We start from the raw sequence: 21,126 nt of genomic DNA, 5'->3' as shown, positions 1-21,126 counted from the left end.
CCCTTCAGGCTGAGGGTTGCTGGCCAAGGGCGCCGCAGAAATCGGCCACGGTGGAAACCCATCCAAAGAAGGTTTCCACGTTATAGACCGTGGCCTTTCGGATATAATCGGGCCCCGCGTGATGCGTGGCGTCCTCCAGCATCACCGGGAAGTATTCGAGGTGGAAGGCGTCGCGCAGCGAGGATTCGACGCAGACATTCGTGGCGATGCCGGTGAAAACCAGGTTCCGAATGCCGCGCGCCCGCAGCATGCTGTCCATGTTGGTGTTGAAGAAGCCGCTGTAGCGCGTCTTGGGCACCACGAAGTCCCCGGGCTGCGGCGCCAGCGCATCCACCAGGGCATAGTCCCAGCCGCCCTTGGCGAGAAACCGGCCTTCCAGCTCGGGCCGTTTGCGCATGGTCTTCAGCGCATTCGACTTGTGCCAGTTGGGCGAGCCCGGGCCACCCGCCTCGGCATAGCCGGCGTCCCAGCCGTTCTGGAAGTAGAAGACAGGCATGCCGGCGGCCCTGGCCACGGCGGCCGCCTTGGCGATGGCGGCGATGGCACCCGCCGCGCCGGAGATATCGAAGCCCGCGAGGTCGAGGTAACCCCCTCCCGAGGCATAGGCATTCTGCATATCGACGATGATCAGCGCCGTCTCGGAAGGCTGCAGGCGCAGCGGCTCCGGCCGCGCAGGCAGGGTGACAGCGGGGCGGGTGGTGGTCTCCGGCGCATGGCCAGCACGGGCCTGCGACATCAGGCCAGCTCCATCACATGCCTGCGGCTTTGCATCAGCGGCTGGATGTGCTGCCCGAAGGCTTCAATGCCGTCCAGGAAGTCATCGAAGGTCAGCATCACGCCGCCGGCGCCTGGTACTTCCGCGATCTCATCGAGCAACCGCGCGCAGGTGGCATAGGAGCCGACAATGGTGCCCATATTGAGGTTCACCGCCGATTCCGCGCGCGCCATGTTGCGGACATTGGCATCCTTGCCCGCGTTCTTGTCCGCCTCCGTCTGCGCCACCATCCATTGCAAGGCCTCAGTATCGGCGCCGGCCTTGTAGTGCTCCCACTTGGCCATCGCGGCCTCGTCCGTTTCGTCGGCGATGACCATGAACAGCGGGAAGGCCGGCACTTCCCGCCCTTCCCTGGCCGCGGCGGCGCGCAGGCGCTCCGTCGTGGTGGCGAAGGCCTTCGGGGTGTTCAGGCCAAGCCCGAAGCAGAAGTTGTAGTCGGCATACCTGGCGGTGAAGGCCATCCCGGCCTCGCTGGTGCCGGCGCAGATGATCTTCATATCTGCCTGCGGCCTTGGGCTGAGGCGGCAATCCTCCATCTGGAAGAAGTCGCCCTTCAGGTCGCTGCGTCCGGTTTCCCAAAGGTCACGCAGCACCTGCACATATTCCGCCAGATATTGGTAGCGCGTCCGGAAGAATTCATCTCCCGGCCAGAGGCCCATCTGGCTGTACTCGGGCTTCTGCCAGCCGGTGATGACATTCAGCCCGAAGCGGCCATGGGAGATGCTGTCGATGGTCGAGGCCATGCGTGCCACGATCGCCGGCGGCATCACCAGCGTAGCCGCCGTGGCATAGAGCTTGATGCGGGAGGTCACCGCCGCCAGCCCCGCCATCAGCGTGAAGGTTTCGAGGTTGTGGTCCCAGAACTCGGTCTTCCCACCAAAGCCGCGCAGCTTGATCATGGAGAGCGCGAAATCGAAGCCGTAACGCTCCGCCTTCTCCACGATGGCGCGGTTGAGGTCGAAGCTCGGCTTGTATTGCGGCGCCGTCTCCGAGATCAGCCAGCCGTTATTGCCGATGGGAATGAAGACGCCGATTTCCATATCCGCTCCTCCGTCATCCGATCCACGCGCCTGGCAGGCGGGCGCCTTCCGGCACTGTGCATGCGGCGTGCCAGAGGTTCGCCTGGAGAAGCAGCTCAGGTCGTTTGTTCTGAATCAGAACAATCCGCCCATGCTTCGGCAGTTGGTTGCCTTCTTCTTGGGCGAATGCCACAAATATCCGTCGGATGAGATGTGGCGGAAGCAACGTATCGCGGATGCACGCTCCTGCTTCCAAGGCCCTCACGCGGCCGTGGCCGGCAATGCCTGTGTGGATGGCTTGAGCAGGCGGCGGCAGGCCCGATATCATGTGGCATGCGCAAACCGAGAGCGACATCGACACGACGGCAGGGCTCCCTTGCCCCACGCCGCCGCTGGCGATGGATGCTCGCGGCGGCTGTCGTGGCGACAGGCGTCGGGGCTTATGTGCTTTCCCAGCCGGTGAAAGCCTTCGAGGATGCCGATGCGGATCGCTTCGAGCATGGTGATGCCGCGCGTGGCCAGGTGATCTTCGCCCTCGGCGATTGTGCCTCTTGCCATGCCACGCCAGGACAGGGAGACAGGCTGCGGCTGGGTGGCGGCATGGCGCTCAGCTCGCCCTTCGGCACTTTCCGGCCGCCGAATATCTCACCCGATCCGCAGGACGGCATCGGCCACTGGCGCGGCATCGACCTGGCGAATGCGCTGGTGTCGGGCGTCTCGCCCGCGGGGCAGCATTATTATCCTGCGCTACCTTACACCAGCTATTCCCGCATGCGGCCTGAGGATGTGGCCGATCTCTGGGCCTACCTGCGCAATCTGCCGCCGGTGCAGGGCCGCGTGCCGCCGCATGAACTGCCGCTGCTCTTCAAGCTGCGGCGCGCCATCGGCTTCTGGAAGTTGTTGTTCCTGGAACACGATCCCATCGTCGAGGACCCTTCCATGGATGCCGCCTGGAACCGCGGCCATTACCTGGTGGAAGCGGTGACGCATTGCGCGGAATGCCATTCCTCCCGCAACATCCTCAATGCCATCAAGCCGGAAACACGCTTCGCCGGCGGCCGGGACCAGGAAGGCGTCGGCTTCGTGCCCAATATCACGCAGGCACGGCTGGCGGGCTGGTCGCGCGAGGATATGGTGACGCTGCTGACCACCGGCTGGACGCCGGACGGGCGCAAGGTCGCATCCTCCATGGCGGATGTGGTGGTCAATACCGCCAGCGTGCCGCGTGAGGAGCGGGAGGCGATCGCGGCCTATATTCTCTCCCAGCCCCCGCGTCCGACGCCGAAGCCCTGAGGCTCAGTGGGCATACAGCCAGGCGGCGACATCACGCGCCTCGGCCTCGGTGATGCCGGTGGCCGGCATGGCGGTGCGGGGTGAGAAGGCGCGTGGGTCGATCATCCAGGCCACCAGATTCTCCGGCGTGTTGCGCAGCACACCGCCCAGGTAGACCCGCTCCCGCAGGCCAGCCAGTGGCGCGGCCACGCGGCCATCGGCGCCAGGCGCGCCGGGAATGACATGGCAACCGCCGCAGCCATAGCGGGTGATCAGCGCCGGGGCGCGTGACGGCTCTCCGCCCGTCAGAGCCCGGGCGATGCGCTCGGCCTCCCTCCCCGCACTCCATTGCGCGAAGGCCGCGGCGGCCAGGGCCAGCACCAGCACGCCGCCCAGGCTGATCAGCCAGCGCCGGCGGTTGCGCCAGGGCAGCGGCACGGAACCTTCCACGGCGGGCGCCATGGCAGGGCGATGCCCGCGCAGCCGGCGGTCCAACGTCCAACTGATCGGCAGCAGCACCGCCAACAGCCGCAGGAGGCTAAGAAACACGGAGGGCATCGCCGCCATCCTTCCACCCGCTGCTGCGCCGTATCCAGAGCGCCACGAAGGCCAGCGCGGCACCGACATAGACGATGCCGCCCGGCACCCACATGACCAGCCCGGCCAGTTGCTGGTCCTCCAGCGGTGTCAGGCCCCAGAGGGCGGCCTGCGCGGTCTGGGCATGGAACAGGACGCGCGGTGCGAAGCAGAGCACCGCGCCCAGGATGCCGGTATGCACCATGGTGGCGAAGAGATGCGCCGCCGCCGTGCCAGGATGCGCCCGCTGCAGCATGGCCCACCAGAACAGCAGCGCGCTGAGCAGGAAGCTGAGATGTTGCAGCCGGTGTATGGCGGTGCTGGTGACCGTGGCATCGAACAGCGCCGGCACGTGCCAGGCCCAGATGGCCAGCGCATGCAGCAGGGAGGCCACCGCCGGCCGCGTGACCAGCCGCCACGGCAGCCCGGCAAGGCCACCGCCCTGCGCCAGCCGCCCCATCCGCCGCCGCGCCGCCACCGGCCAGGCCCAGAGCCCCGCCCCAAGCGGCCGCCCCAGCACCAGCAGCGGCGCGGCGACGATCATCACCACCTCATGCTCGATCATGTGGGCGGTGAAGAGATGCTCGCCCCACCAGTGCAGCGGTGAGAGCAGGGCCCCCGCCAGCGCGAGCCACCCCGCCAGATAGCAGCCGGCCTGCCAGAAGCGGATGCCATGCCCCGGCCCCGCCCGGCGCCACAAGGCAGCCAGCCCACCCAGATAAAGCGCCAGGGCCACCACCAGGGGCACCACCACCCAGGGGTCGAATGTCCAGACAGGCACTTGGCCATGCGGATCGGCACCATGGGCCAGCGCGGCGGCCGGGGCCAGCAGCAGCGCCAGGAGCGCGGCGGGGGCTAGCGCTCGCATGCGGAGATCACCAGGGTCGCGGCCGTTTGCAGCAAGAGCGCGAAGGCCACCAGCAGGCCCATCAGCGCCGAGAGCTGGCCGGTGAAGCGCAGAGCCTCCTGCCCCCGCAGGCCGGCGGCGGCGCGCCAGGACATCCAGGCCGATGCCAGCGCCATCAGCACGCCAGCCGCGCCGAGGAAGGTGCTGGGCCGGATGCTGGCGCCGCACTCGGCATAGGGCAGGATCTGGCCAAGCTGCGTGCTGAGCGCCCAGATGCCCGGACCAACGCCCAGCCCGGCCAGCAGCGCCAGCAGGCGCCAGATTCCCACCCGCGCCGTCACAGCCGCGGTATCCCGTAAAGGACGGCATAGATCGGCAGCCAGGTCAGCACCACGAAATACCAGTAAAGCACGCCATCCTGCACGTCACCGAAGCGGCGCGGATTGTTGGCGTGGCGGCTGAACATCATGGCGCAGAGCACGAAGGTCTCGCCCAGGTCTGTGATGATATGGGTGGTGTGCAGGCCCAGCAGCACCCAGACGGTGGAGCCATAGGCATTGGCATCCCAGGTCACGTTGAGGGCAGCGAATTCCCAGATGCGCAGCACCATGGGCGCGGTGCCGAAAGCCGCCATCACCAGCAGCCCGATCCGCACCCGCCGCAGGTCCTCCGCCGCCGCCCAGCGGCCCAGCAGCCAGTTCGGCACCAGGCTCACCAGCAGCAGCAGCGTGACACCGGTGCCGGGGCCGAGGTCTGGTGGCGCGGCATTGATCGGCCATTCCGGCGCCAGGCTGCCGAGATAGAGATACACGCCGATCATCAGCGCGAAGCCGGTGCCTTCGATCAGCATGAAGGCCAGCGTGCCCCACCAGGTCATGCTGGCGGTCTTCTGGCCATGGAGAGGAAGGTCGCCGAGATCGGCGACGATATGCTGCCTCATGCCTCTTCCTCCGGGCTGCCTTTGGGCCAGAACCAGGCGACCAGCGCGGCCGAGACGGGAATCATGCCCCAGACCACCGCCCAGGGCGTGAAGATGGAGCCCAGCAGCATCGAGCAGGTGCAGATGGCGGCCAGCAGCGGCCAGATGGAATCCGTGGGCGAGGATTCCCGCGCCTCGGGCTTCGCCTCGGTGATGCTGGTGACCAACAACTCCCGCCGGTCCACGCGAAGGCCGGTGGCCACGGGCAGGCTGTCCGGCGAATCCCAGAGCGGATTGGCGCTGCTGACCACCGGAATGCGCGCGAAGTTATAGGGCGGCGGCGGAGAAGCGGTGGCCCATTCCAGCGTGGCGGCGCCCCAGGGATTCTCGCCCGCCTCAGGCCCATGGCGTGCGGCGCGGAAGGCATCGATGAAGAAGAGCAGGAAGCCCGCCGCCAGCAGCACGGCGCTGAGGCTGACGAAGAGGTTCAGGCCGCCCCAGCCCATGTCCTCCGGATAGGCATAGATGCGCCGCGTCATGCCCTGCAGCCCCAGAATATGCATGGGGAAGAAGGTGAGGTTGAAGCCCACCAGCAGCAGCCCGGCCACCCAGCGGCCGATGCGCTCGCTCATCATCCGCCCGACGATCTTGGGATACCAGTAATAGACAGCCCCGATCAGCGGGAAGACCGCGCCGCCGACCAGCACGTAATGGAAATGCGCGACCACGAAGTAGCTGTCGTGCAACTGCGTATCCAGCGGCACCGAGGCGACCATGACGCCGGTGAGCCCGCCGGGGATGAAGGTGAAGAAGAAAGCCAGGATCATCAGCATCGGCGTCTTCAGCACAGGCCGGCCGTACCAGATGGTCGCCAGCCAGCAGAAGATCTGGATGCCGCTGGGCACCGCGATGGCCATGGAGGAGGCGGTGAAGAAGCTCTCCCCCACCCGTGGCAGGCCCGTGGTGAACATGTGGTGCACCCAGAGCCCGAAGGCCAGGATTCCCGTGCCCACCAGTGCCAGCACCAGCGGCAGGTAGCCGAAGATCGGGCGGCGGCAGAAGGTGGGCAGCATGGAGGAGATCATGCCCACTGCCGGGATGAAGATGATGTAGACCTCGGGGTGGCCGAAGAACCAGAAGAGATGCTGCCAGAGCAGCACGTCCCCGCCTTCCGCCGGGTTGAAGAAATGCGTGCCCACCAGCCGGTCCAGGATCAACGCGCTGCTGGCCACCATGACGGCGGGCATGGCCAGGATGACGACAAAGGATGTCACCAGCATCGCCCAGACGAAAAGCGGAATGCGGTTCAGCGACATGCCAGGGGCGCGCTGCTTCAGCACCGTCACCACGATCTCAACCGCCACCGCCAGCGCCGAAATTTCAGTGAAGGTGATCATCTGCGCCCAGATATCGGCGCGCTTGCCGGGGGCGTATTGCGGGCCCGACAGCGGCACATAGGCGAACCAGCCGACATCCGGCCCGACATCCAGCACGAAGGCGACCCAGAGCAGGGTGCCCCCCGCCAGATAGACCCAGTAGGAGAAGGCGTTCAGGCGCGGAAAGGCGATGTTGCGCGTGCCCACCATCAGGGGCACGAGATAGACGGCGAAAGCCTCCATCACCGGCACGGCGAAGAGAAACATCATGTTCGTGCCGTGGACGGTGAAGATCTGGTTGTAGAGGTCCGGGCTGACCACCCTCGCCTCCGGCTGCGCCAGCTGCCAGCGCATCAGCAGGCCCAGCACGCCACCCAGCGCCAGGAAAACAAAGGCCGTGGCGATATAGCGGCGGCCAATGATCTTGTGGTCCACCGTGGAGAGCGCCCCCAGCAGGCCGCGCGGCGTCTGCCAGGTGCGCGTCAACCCATGCGCCAGCGGTGCCTCCGCCAGCATGGTGTCGCGCGTGTCATGCGGCGGGCGCTCGTTGCTCATTTCAGGCTCACCAAATAGGCCGAGAGGGCCTGCAATTCGTCCGGCGTCAGCGGCACCATGGGCATGTTGTTGCCCGGCTTCACGCCCTGCGGGTCCGCGATCCAGGCCGCCATCGCGCCGCGGGTCATCGGCAGCATCCCGGCGGCGAGGTATTGGCGGGAGGCCAGATGCGTCAGGTCCGGCCCCAGCGTGCCGGCGGCAGTTGTGCCACGCACGGTGTGGCAGGCGCCGCAGGCCTTGGCTTCCAGCAACCGCTGGCCTTCCGCCTCCGCCTCATCGGCCGGGGCGCGGGCCTCGGCGATCTGCGCCTCCCGCCAGCGCTCGAAGGCCTCGGGCGGTTCGGCCACCACCAGCAGGGCCATATGGGCGTGTTGCAACCCGCAGAACTCGGCGCATTGGCCGCGCCAGATGCCGGGCTGCTGCGCGGTGAAGGTGATGGCATTGTCCCGCCCCGGGATCATGTCCTGCTTGCCGGAAAGGTTGGGCACCCAGAAGGAATGGATAACATCGGCGGCGGCCAGCTCGATCCGCACCGGGCGGCCCACGGGAATATGGATCTCGTTGGCGGTCAGGAAGCTGCGGTTCGGCGCTTCATCCTGGTAGGTGACTTCCCACCACCACTGGAAGCCACGCACCCGGATGACCAGCGCATCCGCCGCATCATTCGCGAGCGTGCGGGTGGCGAGGTAGCTGGCCAGCGTCAGCCCGCTGATGATCAGCACCGTGGCGGCCACGGCGGCGCCCACAGCGATACCGGCGCGGCGGTCGGCCACCGCCTGCGGCGCCTGCGCCCGCCGCCAGAGCCCCAGCAGCAGCACCAGCATCACCGCCAGCCAGATCACCCCGGCAGTGATGGTGAAGAGCCAGAACAAGCTGCCCAGGTGCCGCGCCACATCCCCCTGCGGCGCCAGCGCCGATTGCCAATCGGAGGAGCAACCGGTGCAAAGCAGGCCCAGTGCCAGAAGCCAGAAACGGCGCATGGCTAGCGTGGCGCCGGCGTGGTGGCGGGGGCCCGGTTCTCGGCCGGGCGGGAGTGCATGCGGTCGTTGCGGGAGGGTGCCGCAATCGAGATGGAGGTGGCGCCCATCGACTGGATATAGCCGGTGAGCTGCCAGATCTGCTCGGTGGTCAGGCGGTCGCGGAAGGCAGGCATGCCGTTGGGGCGTCCGTCGCGGATGGAGACAAAGATCGAGACTGCATCGGGGCCATAGCGCCACCAGCCGTCGAGCAGGGCGGGGCCGGTATGGCCGCCGCCATCGGCATGGCAGCCCCGGCAGTTGAACCACTCATAAAGACGCTTCCCCTGGCTAAGCTGATAGGCGTTGTTGCGATAGGGATTGCCCAGCGCGGGATAGACCTCCGGCGGGCGGCCGCCAATGCCGATGGGCAGCACAGCCACCTTGTCCAGCGCCTCGGCCACCGGGGGGTCCAGCCGCGTGGAGCGCTCCTCCCGCTTGCAGCCGGCCAGGGCCAGCGCCAGCAGGACCAGCGCGGCGGTGCGGGGGCTCGTCATGGCAGCGCGAAGATATAGAGCATGCCGCCCGTCTCCGGCGGCTGCGGCAGGCGGCGCATGGCCAGGGCGCGGCCCTCGGCGGCGGTTGCGTCTCGGATGTCGATCTCCCTGCCCGCCGCGGCGCCCAGGAAGCCGCCTGTGCCAGCCAGCACCGCGACATATTGCCGCCCATCTGGTCCCTGGTAGCTGACCGGGGGCGCGATGATCCCCGAGGCCGCCTGGAACCGCCAGAGTTCCGCACCGGTGGCGGCATCCAGCGCCTTCAGCACGCCTTCCATCGTGCCGTAGAAGACCAGCCCGCCGGCAGTGGCCAGGGCGCCGCCTTCCAGCGGCAAGGCCTCGTCATGCGTCCAGGCAACGCGGGCGGCGCCCAGGTCCCAAGCCACGAGGGCCCCGGGATAGAGGCCCGGTGCCGGCATCTGCCGCAGGTTGGCGCCGGTGAAGGGCGTGCCGGGGATGAAGGTCGTATCCCGCGCCTCCAGGTCCATGCAGAGCCGCCGGGCAGGAATGTAGAGCAGGCCGGTGCGGGGCGAGTAAGCGGCGGCACCCCCGACCGCACCCGGATGGGCCGGGCAGATGCCGGTGGTGGTGCCGCCGGAGTGGACCTCCTTCGCCGGGTTCCGCCGCAGCACGCCCCGCCCGGGGTCCAGCCCCTGGGTGGCATTCACCGGCAGGAAGGCTTCCGCCGAGAGCAGCGCGCCGCTGAGCCGGTCCAGCACATAGACATGCCCATTGGCGTCCGGATGCACCAGCAGCGGGCGCTGGCTGCCCTGCCATTCCCGGTCCAGCAGCAGGTTGGGCGTGGTGCTGCCCAGGGCATAGAGGTCATGCGGGCTGACGGGCAGGAACCAGCGCGCCGCGCCATCCTCCAGCGCGCGTGCGAAGAGGCCAGAGGTCCAGCGGTTGTCGCCGCGGCGCTGGTCCGGGTTCCAGGGCGCCGGATGGCCGGTGCCGTGGAAGACCAGCCCCGCCGCCGCATCCCAGAGGATGGGGCCGGAGACACCGCCGCCGCCATGCTGCCAGGCGGAAGGCGACCAGGTGGTGACGCCGAGATTCTCGCCCTGCCCCGCCGAGGCGAAGCCGGGGCCGATGCCCACCGCCTCATCCGGCCCGGTGCTGTAGCGCTTCCAGAGCAGCGCGCCGGTTTCCGCGGAAAGCGCGGCGATCCAGCCGCGCGCGCCGAAGTCATCGCCGCCGCTGCCCAGCAACACCGTGCCGCGCGCCAGCAGCGGCGGCGCCGGCAAGCTCTCGCCCTGCGACGGATCGGCCACCCGGATGTTCCAAAGAAGCGCGCCAGTCGCGGCATCCAGCGCGACGGCATGGCCGTCGAAGGTGGTGAGGAAGACGCGGCCGTCCTCCACCACCGGGGCGTTACGCGCGCCGCTGCCCTGCCCGGCCGCCATGCTGTCGGCGGCAGGGCGGTGGCGCCACTTCACCCGCAGGCCGGGTGCACGGAGGTCCAGCGCCAGCAGCTCATGCGGAAAAGGCGTGAGGATGAAGGCCGTATCGCCGACGATGACGGGTGCGGCACCATGCGCGCCGCGGCTGCCGGTGGGCAGGCTCGCCACGGGTTGCAGCCCGCGCACGTTGGCCGGCGTCAACTGGCCCAGCGCGCTGAAGCCCGGCTGGGCTTCGGGCGCCGTGCTGGCCTCGGCGGCAGGTGCCAGCGCCAGGATCATCGCGATGCCGAAGAGCCCCGTCAGCCGGAAGAGCATCTCCATGACCCCCTCAGGCGCCGGCGTCCGCCTCTTCCTCCAGCACCTGGTCTTCCTCCGCCTCCAGCGCCGGGGCCGCCGAGGGCTCCAACCCGAAGCGCAACGCCACATCGGGGGCATAACGCAGCAGGTCCGGGCGCAAGCGAATCAGGGCGAGGTCCTTCACCTTGGCTTCCAGCATGACATCGAACTCCAACCCTTCGGCGAGACGCATGAAGGTGATGAACTCGAACGGATTGCAGAAATCGGCATGGCCGGTATTCACCGGCGCCACGAACACGGTCTTCAGCTTCCGCGTGCCCTTCTCCTTGCGCTTCATCTCGCGCATCTCCGTGCGGGGAGAGGAGAAATGCACCTTCGGCCGCTGCCCTTCCGGCCAGGTGCGCAGCACGCGCTCCAGCGATTGCCGCATATCCAGCCGGTCCGGGTTCAGGCACCAGAAGTGCTGGTGGTCGAAGATCAAGCGCACGCCGGTATGTTCGTGAATCCAGAGAATATCGGAAACCGAGAAGCGCAGGTCGTCATGCTCCAGCACCAGGCGGCGCTTCACATGCTCTGGCAGCTTCTTCTGCCAGGTTTCCACCCAGCGGGCATTGGCGCTGGGGCGGTCGCCATAGGTGCCGCCGACATGGATCACCATCACCGCCTCCGGCCCCAGTTCCATGCGGTCCAGCATCTCGGCCTGGGAGGAGAGATCCCAGATGCTCTTCTGCACCAAGGCATCATCGGGGCTGTTGAGTACGATGTACTGAGAGGGATGGAAGCTCAGCCGGATGCCCAACCGCCGCGCCTTGGCGCCGAGCGCGCGCAGTTCCGCATCGCTGTCGCGCACCATGGAATGGAACTGCGGCATGTCCGGATGGGTGGCATAGGGCGCGAGGTCGGAGGACATCCGGTACATGCGGATGTCGTGCTTATCGAGATAGTCCAGGCCTCGGTCGATGTATTCCAGCGACACCTTCAGATGCGGGTTCTGCTGCCAGCGCCGCGTGTCGTTGCTCTTGATCTCCGGGTCGCCCATGAACTTCACGGGAAAGCCCAGGCGCAGCGGGGCCGGGCCCGCCGGGCGGGCAGGTGCCTGCTGGCGCGGGGCACGGCGGCTCATGCCGGCACCCGCGCATCGGCGCCGAAGCCGAGGTCCGAAATAAAGCGGTTCCATGCCTCGGGCGGCAGGGCGCCACCGGAGGCCTGCGCATGGCCATTGCCATATTGCTCAGGGTCCGCCCCTTCCGGCCGATGCTCACGGAAGAAAGCGATCAGGTCGGTGCCCTGCGCGGCGCGGGCGGCGAAATGCACCCAGCCAGGGCGGTAGCCGGTATTCGCCGCGATCACGATCTTGCCCTTCAGCCGGGTCCTCCATTGCTGCGCCACCAGCGGGTGGATCTGACAGGCAGAGTGCAGCGGGATCAGCGCGACCTCCCCCTGCACCTTTGGCGCCACGCGGCGCCCTGCGGTCAGCGCTTCCTGCACTTCCACCTTGGCGGCGCGCAGCAGCGCGGTTTCCGGGTACTCACCCGACAGCACGGCTTTGGGGCCATCGGCCTTCAGCAGGAGTGCCAGCGCGGGGCTTGCGTCGCCCGAGCCGGCCCGGCGCGGCGCATTTACCAGGGATGTCGCATCGCGCAGCGCGGTGATGCCCCAGCGCTCCCGCGCCCGGGTCAGCTCCGCGAAGCCAGCCTTCTCCTCCAGGTCGCCGATGATGCCCAGGGCGGCGAGCCAGAGCAGGTCCTCGGCCTCCGTTACCGCCGCCGCGCACCACCAGGCCAGCAGCGAGGTGGTCGGCACCGGATGCAGCCCATGGCCGCTGATCAGCAGGGCCGCTTCTGGCCTGCCAGTGGGAACGTGGTGGTCCAGCATGATCGTGGGCGTGCCCTGGCGCAGCAGCGCGGCCCGGCTGCCGAGGTCCGCGACGATCAGCCCGCCCATCTCGCGGGCTTGCAACTCGGCGGCCATCTCGGGCGTCCAGGCGTTCTCGCCACGGCCAACGATGCGGGTCTCCGCCTGCCAGCCGGCCTGCCGCAGCGCGCGCGTCAGGATGGCGGTGGCGGAAAGGCCATCGGCATCATGGTGCCCGAGCACCAACAAGGGCTTCGACCGGTCGAATTGCGCCAGCGCCGCCTGGAATTCGGCCTGCCGTGCCGCCACCCAGGCCACATCTGGCCCGGCTTCGCTGGCGTATTGCTCTGGCATGGACCGCGTTCCTCCTGCGCCGCGCCGCATGGTCAGGATGCCACGGCGCCACCGAGCAAAAAGCCCGAGGCCAAGGCAGGGTTTCCAGCCGCACGCGAAAGCGAAGCCGGTTGCCCTCCCCCTGTTCTCCCACCGGCTGCCCTGGCCTAGAACCATGGCCTGGATGAGGAGAAGCAGGCCCATGGCGAGCCAAAGCAACAGCGCGCAGGTCTGGCACGAGGTCGAGGCGCGGCGGGAAGATTATTTCGCCCTCAGCGATCGCGTCTGGGCTACGCCGGAACTGAACTATGCGGAACACCGCTCCGCCGCCGAGCATCGGCGGATGCTGGAGCAGGAAGGCTTCCGCGTGACCGAGAATGTCGCGGGCATCCCCACCGCCGTGATGGGCGAGGCGGGCGAGGAAGGGCCGGTGATCGCCATCCTCGGCGAGTACGACGCGCTGCCGGGCCTGTCGCAGGAAGCCGGCGTGGCCGAGCACCGGCCGCTGGAGGCCGGCGGCAGCGGGCATGGCTGCGGCCATAACATGCTGGGCTCCGCATCGCTGCTGGCGGCCACGGCTGTGAAGAACTGGCTGGCGGCCAACGGGCTGAAGGGCCGCGTGCGCTATTACGGCTGCCCGGCCGAGGAAGGCGGTTCCGCCAAGGGCTTCATGGTGCGCGACGGCGCCTTCGACGACGTGGATGTCGCCATCTGCTGGCACCCGGCGCATTTTTCCGGCGTCAACCAGGCCTATTCGCTGGCCTGCATGGAAGTGGACTTCGCCTTCACCGGCCGTTCCTCCCATGCCGCCGCGGCGCCGCACCTGGGCCGTTCCGCCCTTGATGCCGTTGAGCTGATGAATGTCGGCGTGAACTACATGCGCGAGCACATGCCGAGCCATGCGCGCATCCACTACGCCATCCAGGATGCCGGCGGCATCGCGCCCAACGTGGTGCAGGGCAAGGCGCGGGTGCGCTACCTGATCCGCGCCCATACCATGACCGAGGTGCTGGGCCTGCTGGAGCGGGTGAAGAAGATCGCCCAGGGCGCCGCGCTGATGAGCGAGACGCAGGTGGAGGAGCGCGTGCTTTCCGCCGATGCCGAGCTGGTCGGCAACCGCCCGTTGGAAGAGGTGATGGAAGCCAATTTCCAGCGCCTCGGCCCGCCGCGCTTCGACCCGGCCGACCATGACTTCGCCAAGCAGATCCAAGCCACGCTCTCCCCCGAGGATATCTCGGCCGCCTACAAGCGCGCTGGCATCCCGCCGATGAAGGACGAGGCCCTGGCCGAGCGGCTGATGCCGCTGGACCGGCCGCTGAGCGAGGGCATCGGCTCCACTGACGTGGGCTCGGTCTCCTGGAAGGTGCCGACGGTGCAGGCGCGCGGCGCCACCCATGCGGTGGGCACGCCGGGGCATTCCTGGCAGATCGTGGCGCAGGGCAAGGCCGGCGCGGCCCACAAGGGCCTGGAGCATGTGGCCAAGGTGATGGCCGGCACCGCCGCCGACCTCTTCAAGGACCCGGCGCTGGTGGAGAAGGCCAAGGCGGAACATGCCGCCCGCACGGCGGATTCGCCGAGCGTCTTCCCGATCCCGAAGGGCGTTCAACCGCCCTTCGACATGGCCGGCGGTCACTGAGAAGCCGGCGCGGCGCCTTCAGGGGCGCCGCGCCAGCCTGCCGCCTCAGGCGCGGCGGATACCCATGGCGAGCGTCAGCTCGTCCGCCCGTGCCTCGTAGCGCAGGCCCTTCTGCACCGCCCAGGCATTGGTCAGCATGACAAGCGGGATGATCGGCAGGTCATCCGCCACCATGGCCACGCCCTGCTGGATCAGCTTCTCGCGCTCCGCATCGTCGATGGTGGAGAGCACGCGGTCGGTCAGCGCATCCAGGTCCGGGTTGGAATAGCGGCCGTCATTGCTGGCGCCGCGGCCCCTGGCCTTGTCATAGGTGGCCAGCACGCCGCTCAGCACGTTGCTGCCCTCGCCCGTGCCGCTGCCCCAGCCCCAGAGGCACATGGAGTATTCCTGGCCCGCCGCGCGGGGCACATAGGCGCTCCAGGGCATGGCCTCCACCTTGGTCTGCACGCCGGCGCGGGTCCACATCTGCGCCACGGCCTGGGCGGTCGCGGCATCGTTGGGGTAGCGGTCGTTGGGCGTGCGGATGGTGATGCGGAAGCCCTGCGGGAAGCCGGCCTCGGCCAGCAGCGCCTTGGCGCGCTCAGGGTCGAAGGCGGGCACCTTCACCTCTGGCGCATAGCCGAACATGCCGGGCGCCATCCATTGCGTGGTCGGGCTGGCCATGCCCTGCATCACCCGCTCCGCCAGCGCCTGGCGGTTGATGGCGACGCTCAGCGCCTGGCGCACGCGCTTGTCCAGCAGCGGGCTCTTGGCGAAGGGCTTGCCCTCGTTGTCCGTGACCTCGGGCGGGTTCTCCGCATGGCTGAAATCCGGGCCGAGATAGATGACGCGCAGGCCCTGGGTCTGCACCAGTTCCAGGTTGGGCGCGGCGCGCAGGCGCGGCAGGTCGCTGGCCGGCGGGTTGTCGATCACCGCGACCTCGCCCGAGAGCAGGGCGGCGGTGCGGGCCGGCGGGGCGGCGATGTGGCGGATCACCACCTGCCGCCACTCCTGCTTCGGGCCCCACCATGCGTCGTTGCGGGTAACCTCGAAGCGGTCGCCGGGCACGTAGCGGACGAACTTGTAGGGGCCGGTGCCGATGGCCGCCTTGCCGCTGTTGTAATCGGCCGTGGTGGCGTTCTCGCCCACGTGGCGGGAGACGATATGCACCGAGGTGAGCTGGCGCGGCAGCACCGGCGCGGCAGTGAAGGTGGTCAGGCGCAGCGTCAGCGGGTCCACCGCCTCGGCCGTCTTGATGGAGGCGAGGTAGGAACCGAAGCCGCCCGGGCTGTTGGGCACGTTGCGGGCACGGGTATAGGTGAAGACCACGTCATCGGCCGTGAAGGGCTTGCCATCGTGCCACGTCACATTGGGCCGCAGCTTGAATTCCCATTCCGTGTCCGAGACCGCGCGCCAGGATTCCGCGAGCCCGGGCTCGATGCCGGCATTGGCCGTGCGGTTCACCAGCCGGTCGAAGAGATGGAAGGCGGCGGTGTGGTTGGGCGAGGCCGCGAAGAAATGCGGGTCGACCGAGGTGATGCCGCCGCCGATCGCGATGTTCAGCGTATCGCCAGCGGCAGCCTGCGCCCGCGCGCCGCGGGCCACGAGGGGCGCCGCCAGGGGTGAAAGCAAGGCCAGGCGGGTCAGGTCACGGCGCAGCATCGGGTCTCTCCGGAAGGTCGTATGAAGTCAGTTGCCGGCCGGCTCGGCCTGGGCACGGGCGGGAACGGGGGGCTCGAAGGCGCGCACCGGCGGCAGGTTGCCAGTGAAAAGCTCCACCTCCGCGACCGTGAGCTGGCCGGTGCAGCCCTGGGCGAGGCCGGAGGTGCCGACATCGCGCGTCAGCACATTCGGGTTGCCGTGGACGCAGAGGGGCTTTTCTTCCTCCGGGTCCACCGGGTCGTACCAGGCGCCGGTGGGCAGTTGGATGACGCCGGGGCGGATATCCTCGGTCAGCCGCACGGCGGCGAGGCAGGCGCCGCGCTCATTGAAGATGCGGATGATGTCGCCATCCGAGATGCCGCGCGCCGCCGCGTCATCAGGGTGCAGGCTGGCGACCTCGCGCCCCCGGCGCTTGGCGCCGGCACTGTGGCCGCCGAAGTCGAGCTGGCTGTGCAGGCGCGTGGCCGGCTGGTTGGCGACCACGAAGAGCGGCGCCTCAGGCGTCGGCACGTGCCGGGGCGTCAGCCAGGTGGCATGGCCGGGGCAATCCGGCTCCCCATAGCTGGCGATGGTCTCGGAGAAGATCTCGACCTTGCCGCTGGGCGTCGGCAGCGGCTGGCCTTCCGGGTCGTTGCGGAAGCGGCGCTGCTCGCCGCCGTCATCCGGCGCCTGGGGCAGTTCCAGGCGGCCAAGCTGCCAGAAGGTGGCGAAATCCGGCGCGGGCAGGCCCTTCTCCGCCAATGCGGTGCGGGTGCGTTCGTAGAGGTGCTCCAGCCACTGGCGGGAGCTGCGGCCCTCGGTGAAGGCCTCCCCCGCGCCCAGCCGCTCGGCCAAGCCGGCGAAGATATCGTAGTCGTCTCGTGCCTCGCCGAAAGGCTCCGCCAGCTTGTGCATGGCGACCATCAGCGGGTCGTGGGAATTGGCGCCCACGTCCTCGCGCTCCAGCGTCATGGTGCAGGGCAGGACGATGTCGGCATGGCGGGCCGTGGCGGTCCAGGCCAGCTCATGCACCACCAGAGTATCCACCTGCGCGAAGGCGCGGCGCAGGCGGTTGAGGTCCTGGTGGTGGTGGAACGGGTTGCCGCCGGCCCAGTAGACCAGCTTGATATCCGGATAGGTGCGGGTCTGGCCGTTGTAGCGGTAGGGCCCGCCGGGGTTCAGCAGCATGTCCGCGATGCGGGCGACGGGGATGAAATCCGTCACCCGGTTGCGGCCCTGGGCCAGCGTGGGCAGCGGCACCGCATTGGCACGCCGGCCGTAATAGGCGATGGCGCCCAGCGCATAGCCATAGCCGCCGCCAGGGAGGCCGATCTGGCCTAGCGCGGCCGCCAGCGCGGCGCCGGCCCAGACCGGCTGCTCGCCGTGCTCGGCGCGTTGCAGGGAATGCGCCACCACGATCAGCGCCCGCTTGCCGTGCAGGCGGCGGGCCAGGGCCACGATTTCCTCGGCCGGGACGCCGGTGATGGGCGCGGCCCAGGCGGCGGTCTTCGGCTGGCCGTCGGCCTCGCCCAGCAGGTAGCGCTCGAAGACCGGCCAGCCGGTGGTGTAGCGGTCCAGGTAGGCGCGGTCGTGCAGGCCCTCGGTGACCAGGGTATGCATCAGCGCCAGCATCAGCGCGGTATCGGTGCCGGGGATATTGCTGATCCATTCGGCGCCGGCTTCCTCCGGCAGGTCGGAGCGCAGCGGGCCAACCAGCACGAAGTCGCAGCCGCGGGCCTTGGCGCGGGCCATGCAGCCGCGCTCCACATGCTGGCTGACGCTGCCGCCGGCCACCATGCTGTTCTTCAGCGCCATGCCGCCGAAGGCGAGCACGATATCGGTATGCTCGGCGATCTGTTCCCAGCTGACATTGTTCTTCGTCACCTCCTCGTAATTGCCGAGGATATGGGGCACCAGCACCGAGGAAGCGCCGGAGCTGTAGCTATTGACCGAGCGCACATAGCCGCCCATCGCCATGTTGAGGAAGCGATGCACCTGGCTCTGCGCATGGTGGAAGCGCCCGGCGCTGGCCCAGCCATAGGAGCCGCCGAAGACGGCGCTTGGGCCATGGGTGTCGCGCACGCGGCGCAGCTCGCCCCCCAGCAGGTCCAGCACCGCGTCCCAGGACATGGGCACGAATTCGTCGCGCCCGCGGCGGTCATCGGGACCAGGGCCGCGCTCCAGCCAGCCGCGGCGGACCATCGGCTGGGCGATGCGTGCCTGGTGGCGCAGGGCGGCGGGGAAGTTGTCGATGATGCCGTTGGGGTCCGGGTCCCCCGCATAGGGGCGAATCTCCAGCGCGCCACCCTTCCAGCGGGCATCAAAGACGCCCCAGTGGGAGGTATGGGGGCGGTACTCAGCCTCTGCGCCTCGGGAATCGGCAGCTTGGTCGGTCATGGCATGGGCCCCAAGAACATCTCTGGCACCATGGGTGCCGATAAGGTCCAGGATTTAAGACGGTTTACCGGCCAATGCCAGAACTAGACCGGCCGCGAAGGGTGAGCTTCGCGGCCGGCAGGCGGGCTACTTCGCCAGGCTCATGCGGTCGGCGCCCTGCTCGGTACCTTCCTCCCGCTGGCCGCTGGTGTAGGTGGGGCCACTGCGGCGCTCGCCCGGGGCGGGCTTGCCCGGAAGTGGCGGCAGGGCCAGGGCCTTCTTCAGGTCGATGCCGGCGCCCTCCGCGACGCGGCGGCCATAGTCCTCGTCGCAATGCCACCAGTGCCAGACCATGCGGAGGGCAATTTCCTCCGGGCAGGCCTTCATGTCGGCGACCATGTTGTTGATCAGGTCGTCGCGCTCCCAGTCCTCGAAGGACCGGTAGCGGTCTCCAGCCTGCTTGTAATCCGACTGCGTATAGGTGGTCTGGTACCGGCCCAGATGCCCCTTGACATACTGGTGGTAGTCTTTCTCCGGCTGCGGGGCTTCCTGCAGCCCGCCTTGCGAGCTGGGCTCGTAATTGACGTGCTTGTTGCTGCCCGCGTCATCCACGCGATAGGTCATCTGCCCGTCCCGCTGGTTGGTGCGTGCCTTCGCCTTGGGCGCGTTGACCGGCAGTTGCAGGTAGTTCGGGCCGACGCGGTAGCGCTGCGTGTCCGAGTAGGACAGGGTCCGCCCCTGCAGCATCTTGTCGTCCGAGAAGTCGATGCCATCCACCAGCACGCCAGTGCCGAAGGCTGATTGCTCCGTCTCGGCAAAGAAGTTGTCCACGTTGCGGTCCAGCACCATGCGGCCGACCGGCAGCAGCGGGAACTGGTCCTCAGGCCAACGCTTGGTGTCGTCCAGGGGGTCGAAGTCCAGTTCGGGATGCTCACCGTCCGCCATGACCTGGACGCAGAATTCCCACTCCGGATAGTCGCCGCGCTCGATAGCCTCGTAGAGGTCCTTGGTGGCGTGGCCGACTTCCTCCGCCTGGATCTTGGCGGCCTCAGGGCTGGTAAGGTTCTTCACGCCCTGCTTCGGCACCCAGGAGAACTTGGCCAACACGGCTTCGCCCTCGTCGTTCACCAGCTTGTAGGTGTTGACGCTGGAGCCTTCCATGTGGCGATAGTCCGCCGGGATACCCCACGGACTCTTGACCCAGGTGACCATGTGCAGCGCTTCCGGATGGTGCTGCACGAAGTCGTAGAAGCGCCAAGCCTCCTGCCGGTTGGTCACCGGGTCCGGCTTGAAGGCGTGGATCATGTCCGGAAACTTGATGGCATCGCGGATGAAGAAGATCCGCAGATTGTTGCCCACGAGGTCCCAGTTACCGTCCTCGGTATAGAACTTCACGGCGAAGCCGCGCGGGTCCCGAGCCGTCTCGGGGCTGTCCTTGCTGCCGATGACGGTGGAGAAGCGGACGAAAAGTGGGGTCTTCTTGCCAGCCTGCGTCAGCACTTTGGCGCGGGTATACTTCGTTGCCGGCTCGCCACCAATGGTACCATAGGCCTCGAAATAGCCATGAGCACCGGTGCCGCGCGCGTGCACAACTCGCTCCGGGATCCGCTCCCGGTCGAAATGGGTAATCTTTTCGATGAACTGGTAGTTCTCAAGCGTGGCGGGACCACGCTCGCCGACGCTTCGCAGGCTCTGGTTATCCCGAACCGGATGGCCTTGCCGGGTCGTAAGGATGGATTTCTGCGACGGGTCAGTCATGCTCGCCCTCCTACGTACCTGTTGGATAAGAACCAACAGAAGAGTAGCAGGACAGTTCCAGGCAGATAAAAGTGAAATGGTGCGAAAACACCAACAGCTTGGCTGTTTTGAGGGCCAAGCTAATTGTTGCGACGCGGCAATCTGCCAGATGTAGAAAGATGATAGATTGGGCTGCTCCACCCCGCGTGGGTGATGTGTGTATCTGTGTGGTGTTGTTGGGTTTGATCCGGCTTGGTGGCCCGGCGGCGACCTACTCTCCCGTGCCTTGAGACACAGTACCATGGGCGCTGGGGCGTTTCACGGCCGAGTTCGGGATGGGATCGGGTGTAGCAGCCTCGCGATGGCCACCGGGCCACCGAGCCGGATCGAACCTTGTTTCAACATCAGCACAGATTGTGGTGAGGATGAGTTGGTGATGGGATCGAGTGTTGTGTTGAGTGTGTGTCGCGGATGGATGCTGCGTGCGGTGAGGTTTTGAGGCCTCAGCGGTGCAGTGAATGAGATCGATCGGGCTATTAGGACCGCTCGGCTGCGTGCATTGCTGCACTTCCACCTGCGGCCTATCGACGTGCTGGTCTTGCACGGCCCTTGGGGAGACCTCGTTTAGAGGCTGGTTTCCCGCTTAGATGCCTTCAGCGGTTATCCGTTCCGTACTTAGCTACCCAGCGATGCGCCTGGCGGCACAACTGGTACACCAGAGGTACGTCCATCCCGGTCCTCTCGTACTAGGGACAGATCCTCGCAAGTCTCCTACACCCATGGCAGATAGGGACCGAACTGTCTCACGACGTTCTAAACCCAGCTCACGTACCGCTTTAATCGGCGAACAGCCGAACCCTTGGGACCTGCTCCAGCCCCGGGATGCGATGAGCCGACATCGAGGTGCCAAACCTCCCCGTCGATGTGGACTCTTGGGGGAGATCAGCCTGTTATCCCTAGAGTACCTTTTATCCGTTGAGCGATGGCCCTTCCACGCGGGACCACCGGATCACTAAGGCCG

The 21,126-nt window shown here is 67.8% G+C and carries 17 protein-coding genes and 2 rRNA genes; 2 read left to right on the top strand and 17 right to left on the bottom strand.

Translation table 11 applies throughout. From position 1 onward, the window contains the following. Positions 1–4 precede the first annotated feature (4 nt). Positions 5–736 carry a pyrimidine utilization protein B gene (gene rutB / locus IBL25_RS11115; protein ID WP_187778609.1) on the bottom strand — a complete coding sequence of 244 codons (732 nt, stop codon included), beginning with the start codon at positions 734–736 and terminating at the stop codon, positions 5–7. After that, on the bottom strand, positions 736–1,815 hold the full coding sequence (rutA, locus tag IBL25_RS11110) for a pyrimidine utilization protein A (protein WP_187778608.1): 1,080 nt from the start codon (positions 1,813–1,815) through the stop codon (positions 736–738). Before rutA ends, rutB begins: the two co-directional genes overlap by 1 nt. Positions 1,816–2,196: 381 nt before the next feature. Here rutA and IBL25_RS11100 point away from each other — a divergent pair, with 381 nt between their 5' ends. Next, entirely contained in the window at positions 2,197–3,087 is an 891-nt protein-coding gene (locus IBL25_RS11100) for a cytochrome c (protein WP_187778606.1), read from the top strand. Positions 3,088–3,090: 3 nt separating this feature from the next. Here the strand turns inward: IBL25_RS11100 and IBL25_RS11095 are convergent, their stop codons facing one another. The 10 genes from IBL25_RS11095 to IBL25_RS11050 are packed head-to-tail and all read right to left on the bottom strand — an operon-like array spanning position 3,091 to position 12,757. After that, entirely contained in the window at positions 3,091–3,615 is a 525-nt protein-coding gene (locus IBL25_RS11095) for a c-type cytochrome (protein ID WP_238940356.1), read from the bottom strand. Continuing rightward, a complete protein-coding gene (locus IBL25_RS11090; protein WP_187778605.1) occupies positions 3,605–4,510 on the bottom strand; it encodes a cytochrome c oxidase assembly protein in 906 nt (301 codons plus the stop codon). Before IBL25_RS11090 ends, IBL25_RS11095 begins: the two co-directional genes overlap by 11 nt. Further along, positions 4,498–4,830 (bottom strand): hypothetical protein, encoded by a 333-nt coding sequence (locus tag IBL25_RS11085; RefSeq protein ID WP_202986752.1) that lies wholly within the window; start codon positions 4,828–4,830, stop codon positions 4,498–4,500. The genes IBL25_RS11090 and IBL25_RS11085 overlap by 13 nt, the downstream gene beginning before the upstream one ends. Next, positions 4,827–5,429 carry a cytochrome c oxidase subunit 3 gene (locus IBL25_RS11080; protein WP_187778604.1) on the bottom strand — a complete coding sequence of 201 codons (603 nt, stop codon included), beginning with the start codon at positions 5,427–5,429 and terminating at the stop codon, positions 4,827–4,829. The genes IBL25_RS11085 and IBL25_RS11080 overlap by 4 nt, the downstream gene beginning before the upstream one ends. Then, positions 5,426–7,339: a cytochrome c oxidase subunit I gene (ctaD, locus tag IBL25_RS11075; protein ID WP_187778603.1), complete on the bottom strand. Its 1,914-nt coding sequence runs from the start codon at positions 7,337–7,339 to the stop codon at positions 5,426–5,428. The genes IBL25_RS11080 and ctaD overlap by 4 nt, the downstream gene beginning before the upstream one ends. Next, positions 7,336–8,319 (bottom strand): cytochrome c oxidase subunit II, encoded by a 984-nt coding sequence (coxB, locus tag IBL25_RS11070; RefSeq protein ID WP_187778602.1) that lies wholly within the window; start codon positions 8,317–8,319, stop codon positions 7,336–7,338. The genes ctaD and coxB overlap by 4 nt, the downstream gene beginning before the upstream one ends. 2 nt (positions 8,320–8,321) lie before the next feature. Beyond that, on the bottom strand, positions 8,322–8,852 hold the full coding sequence (locus IBL25_RS11065; RefSeq protein ID WP_187778601.1) for a c-type cytochrome: 531 nt from the start codon (positions 8,850–8,852) through the stop codon (positions 8,322–8,324). Beyond that, the gene (locus tag IBL25_RS11060; protein WP_187778600.1) at positions 8,849–10,573 is read right to left on the bottom strand and encodes an outer membrane protein assembly factor BamB family protein; all 1,725 of its coding nucleotides are present in this window, start codon (positions 10,571–10,573) and stop codon (positions 8,849–8,851) included. Before IBL25_RS11060 ends, IBL25_RS11065 begins: the two co-directional genes overlap by 4 nt. A 7-nt stretch (positions 10,574–10,580) precedes the next feature. Next, entirely contained in the window at positions 10,581–11,672 is a 1,092-nt protein-coding gene (gene uvsE, locus IBL25_RS11055) for a UV DNA damage repair endonuclease UvsE (RefSeq protein ID WP_187778599.1), read from the bottom strand. After that, positions 11,669–12,757, bottom strand: coding sequence for a DHH family phosphoesterase (locus IBL25_RS11050; protein ID WP_187778598.1), 1,089 nt, complete (start codon positions 12,755–12,757; stop codon positions 11,669–11,671). Before IBL25_RS11050 ends, uvsE begins: the two co-directional genes overlap by 4 nt. A 181-nt stretch (positions 12,758–12,938) precedes the next feature. Here IBL25_RS11050 and IBL25_RS11045 point away from each other — a divergent pair, with 181 nt between their 5' ends. After that, positions 12,939–14,372 carry a M20 family metallopeptidase gene (locus IBL25_RS11045; protein WP_187778597.1) on the top strand — a complete coding sequence of 478 codons (1,434 nt, stop codon included), beginning with the start codon at positions 12,939–12,941 and terminating at the stop codon, positions 14,370–14,372. A 45-nt stretch (positions 14,373–14,417) separates the two neighbouring features. On the opposite strand, the gene IBL25_RS11040 is transcribed toward IBL25_RS11045, so the two are convergent. The 5 genes from IBL25_RS11040 to IBL25_RS11020 form a co-directional block, all read right to left on the bottom strand. Further along, positions 14,418–16,013, bottom strand: coding sequence for an ABC transporter substrate-binding protein (locus tag IBL25_RS11040; protein WP_187778596.1), 1,596 nt, complete (start codon positions 16,011–16,013; stop codon positions 14,418–14,420). A gap of 27 nt (positions 16,014–16,040) precedes the next feature. After that, positions 16,041–18,389: a molybdopterin guanine dinucleotide-containing S/N-oxide reductase gene (locus tag IBL25_RS11035; protein ID WP_187778595.1), complete on the bottom strand. Its 2,349-nt coding sequence runs from the start codon at positions 18,387–18,389 to the stop codon at positions 16,041–16,043. A gap of 126 nt (positions 18,390–18,515) precedes the next feature. Beyond that, complete coding sequence (locus tag IBL25_RS11030; protein ID WP_187778594.1) at positions 18,516–20,126, bottom strand: catalase; 1,611 nt, start codon at positions 20,124–20,126, stop codon at positions 18,516–18,518. A 237-nt stretch (positions 20,127–20,363) separates the two neighbouring features. Then, positions 20,364–20,478, bottom strand: a 5S ribosomal RNA gene (gene rrf / locus IBL25_RS11025). Between the two features lie 142 nt (positions 20,479–20,620). Further along, positions 20,621–21,126, bottom strand: a 23S ribosomal RNA gene (locus tag IBL25_RS11020); the annotation flags it as partial.

This window comes from Pseudoroseomonas ludipueritiae (assembly GCF_014490445.1).
GTDB lineage: Bacteria > Pseudomonadota > Alphaproteobacteria > Acetobacterales > Acetobacteraceae > Pseudoroseomonas > Pseudoroseomonas ludipueritiae.
Note: the sequence above shows the minus strand (reverse complement) of the source record. Positions and strands in the feature narration are given on the sequence as shown.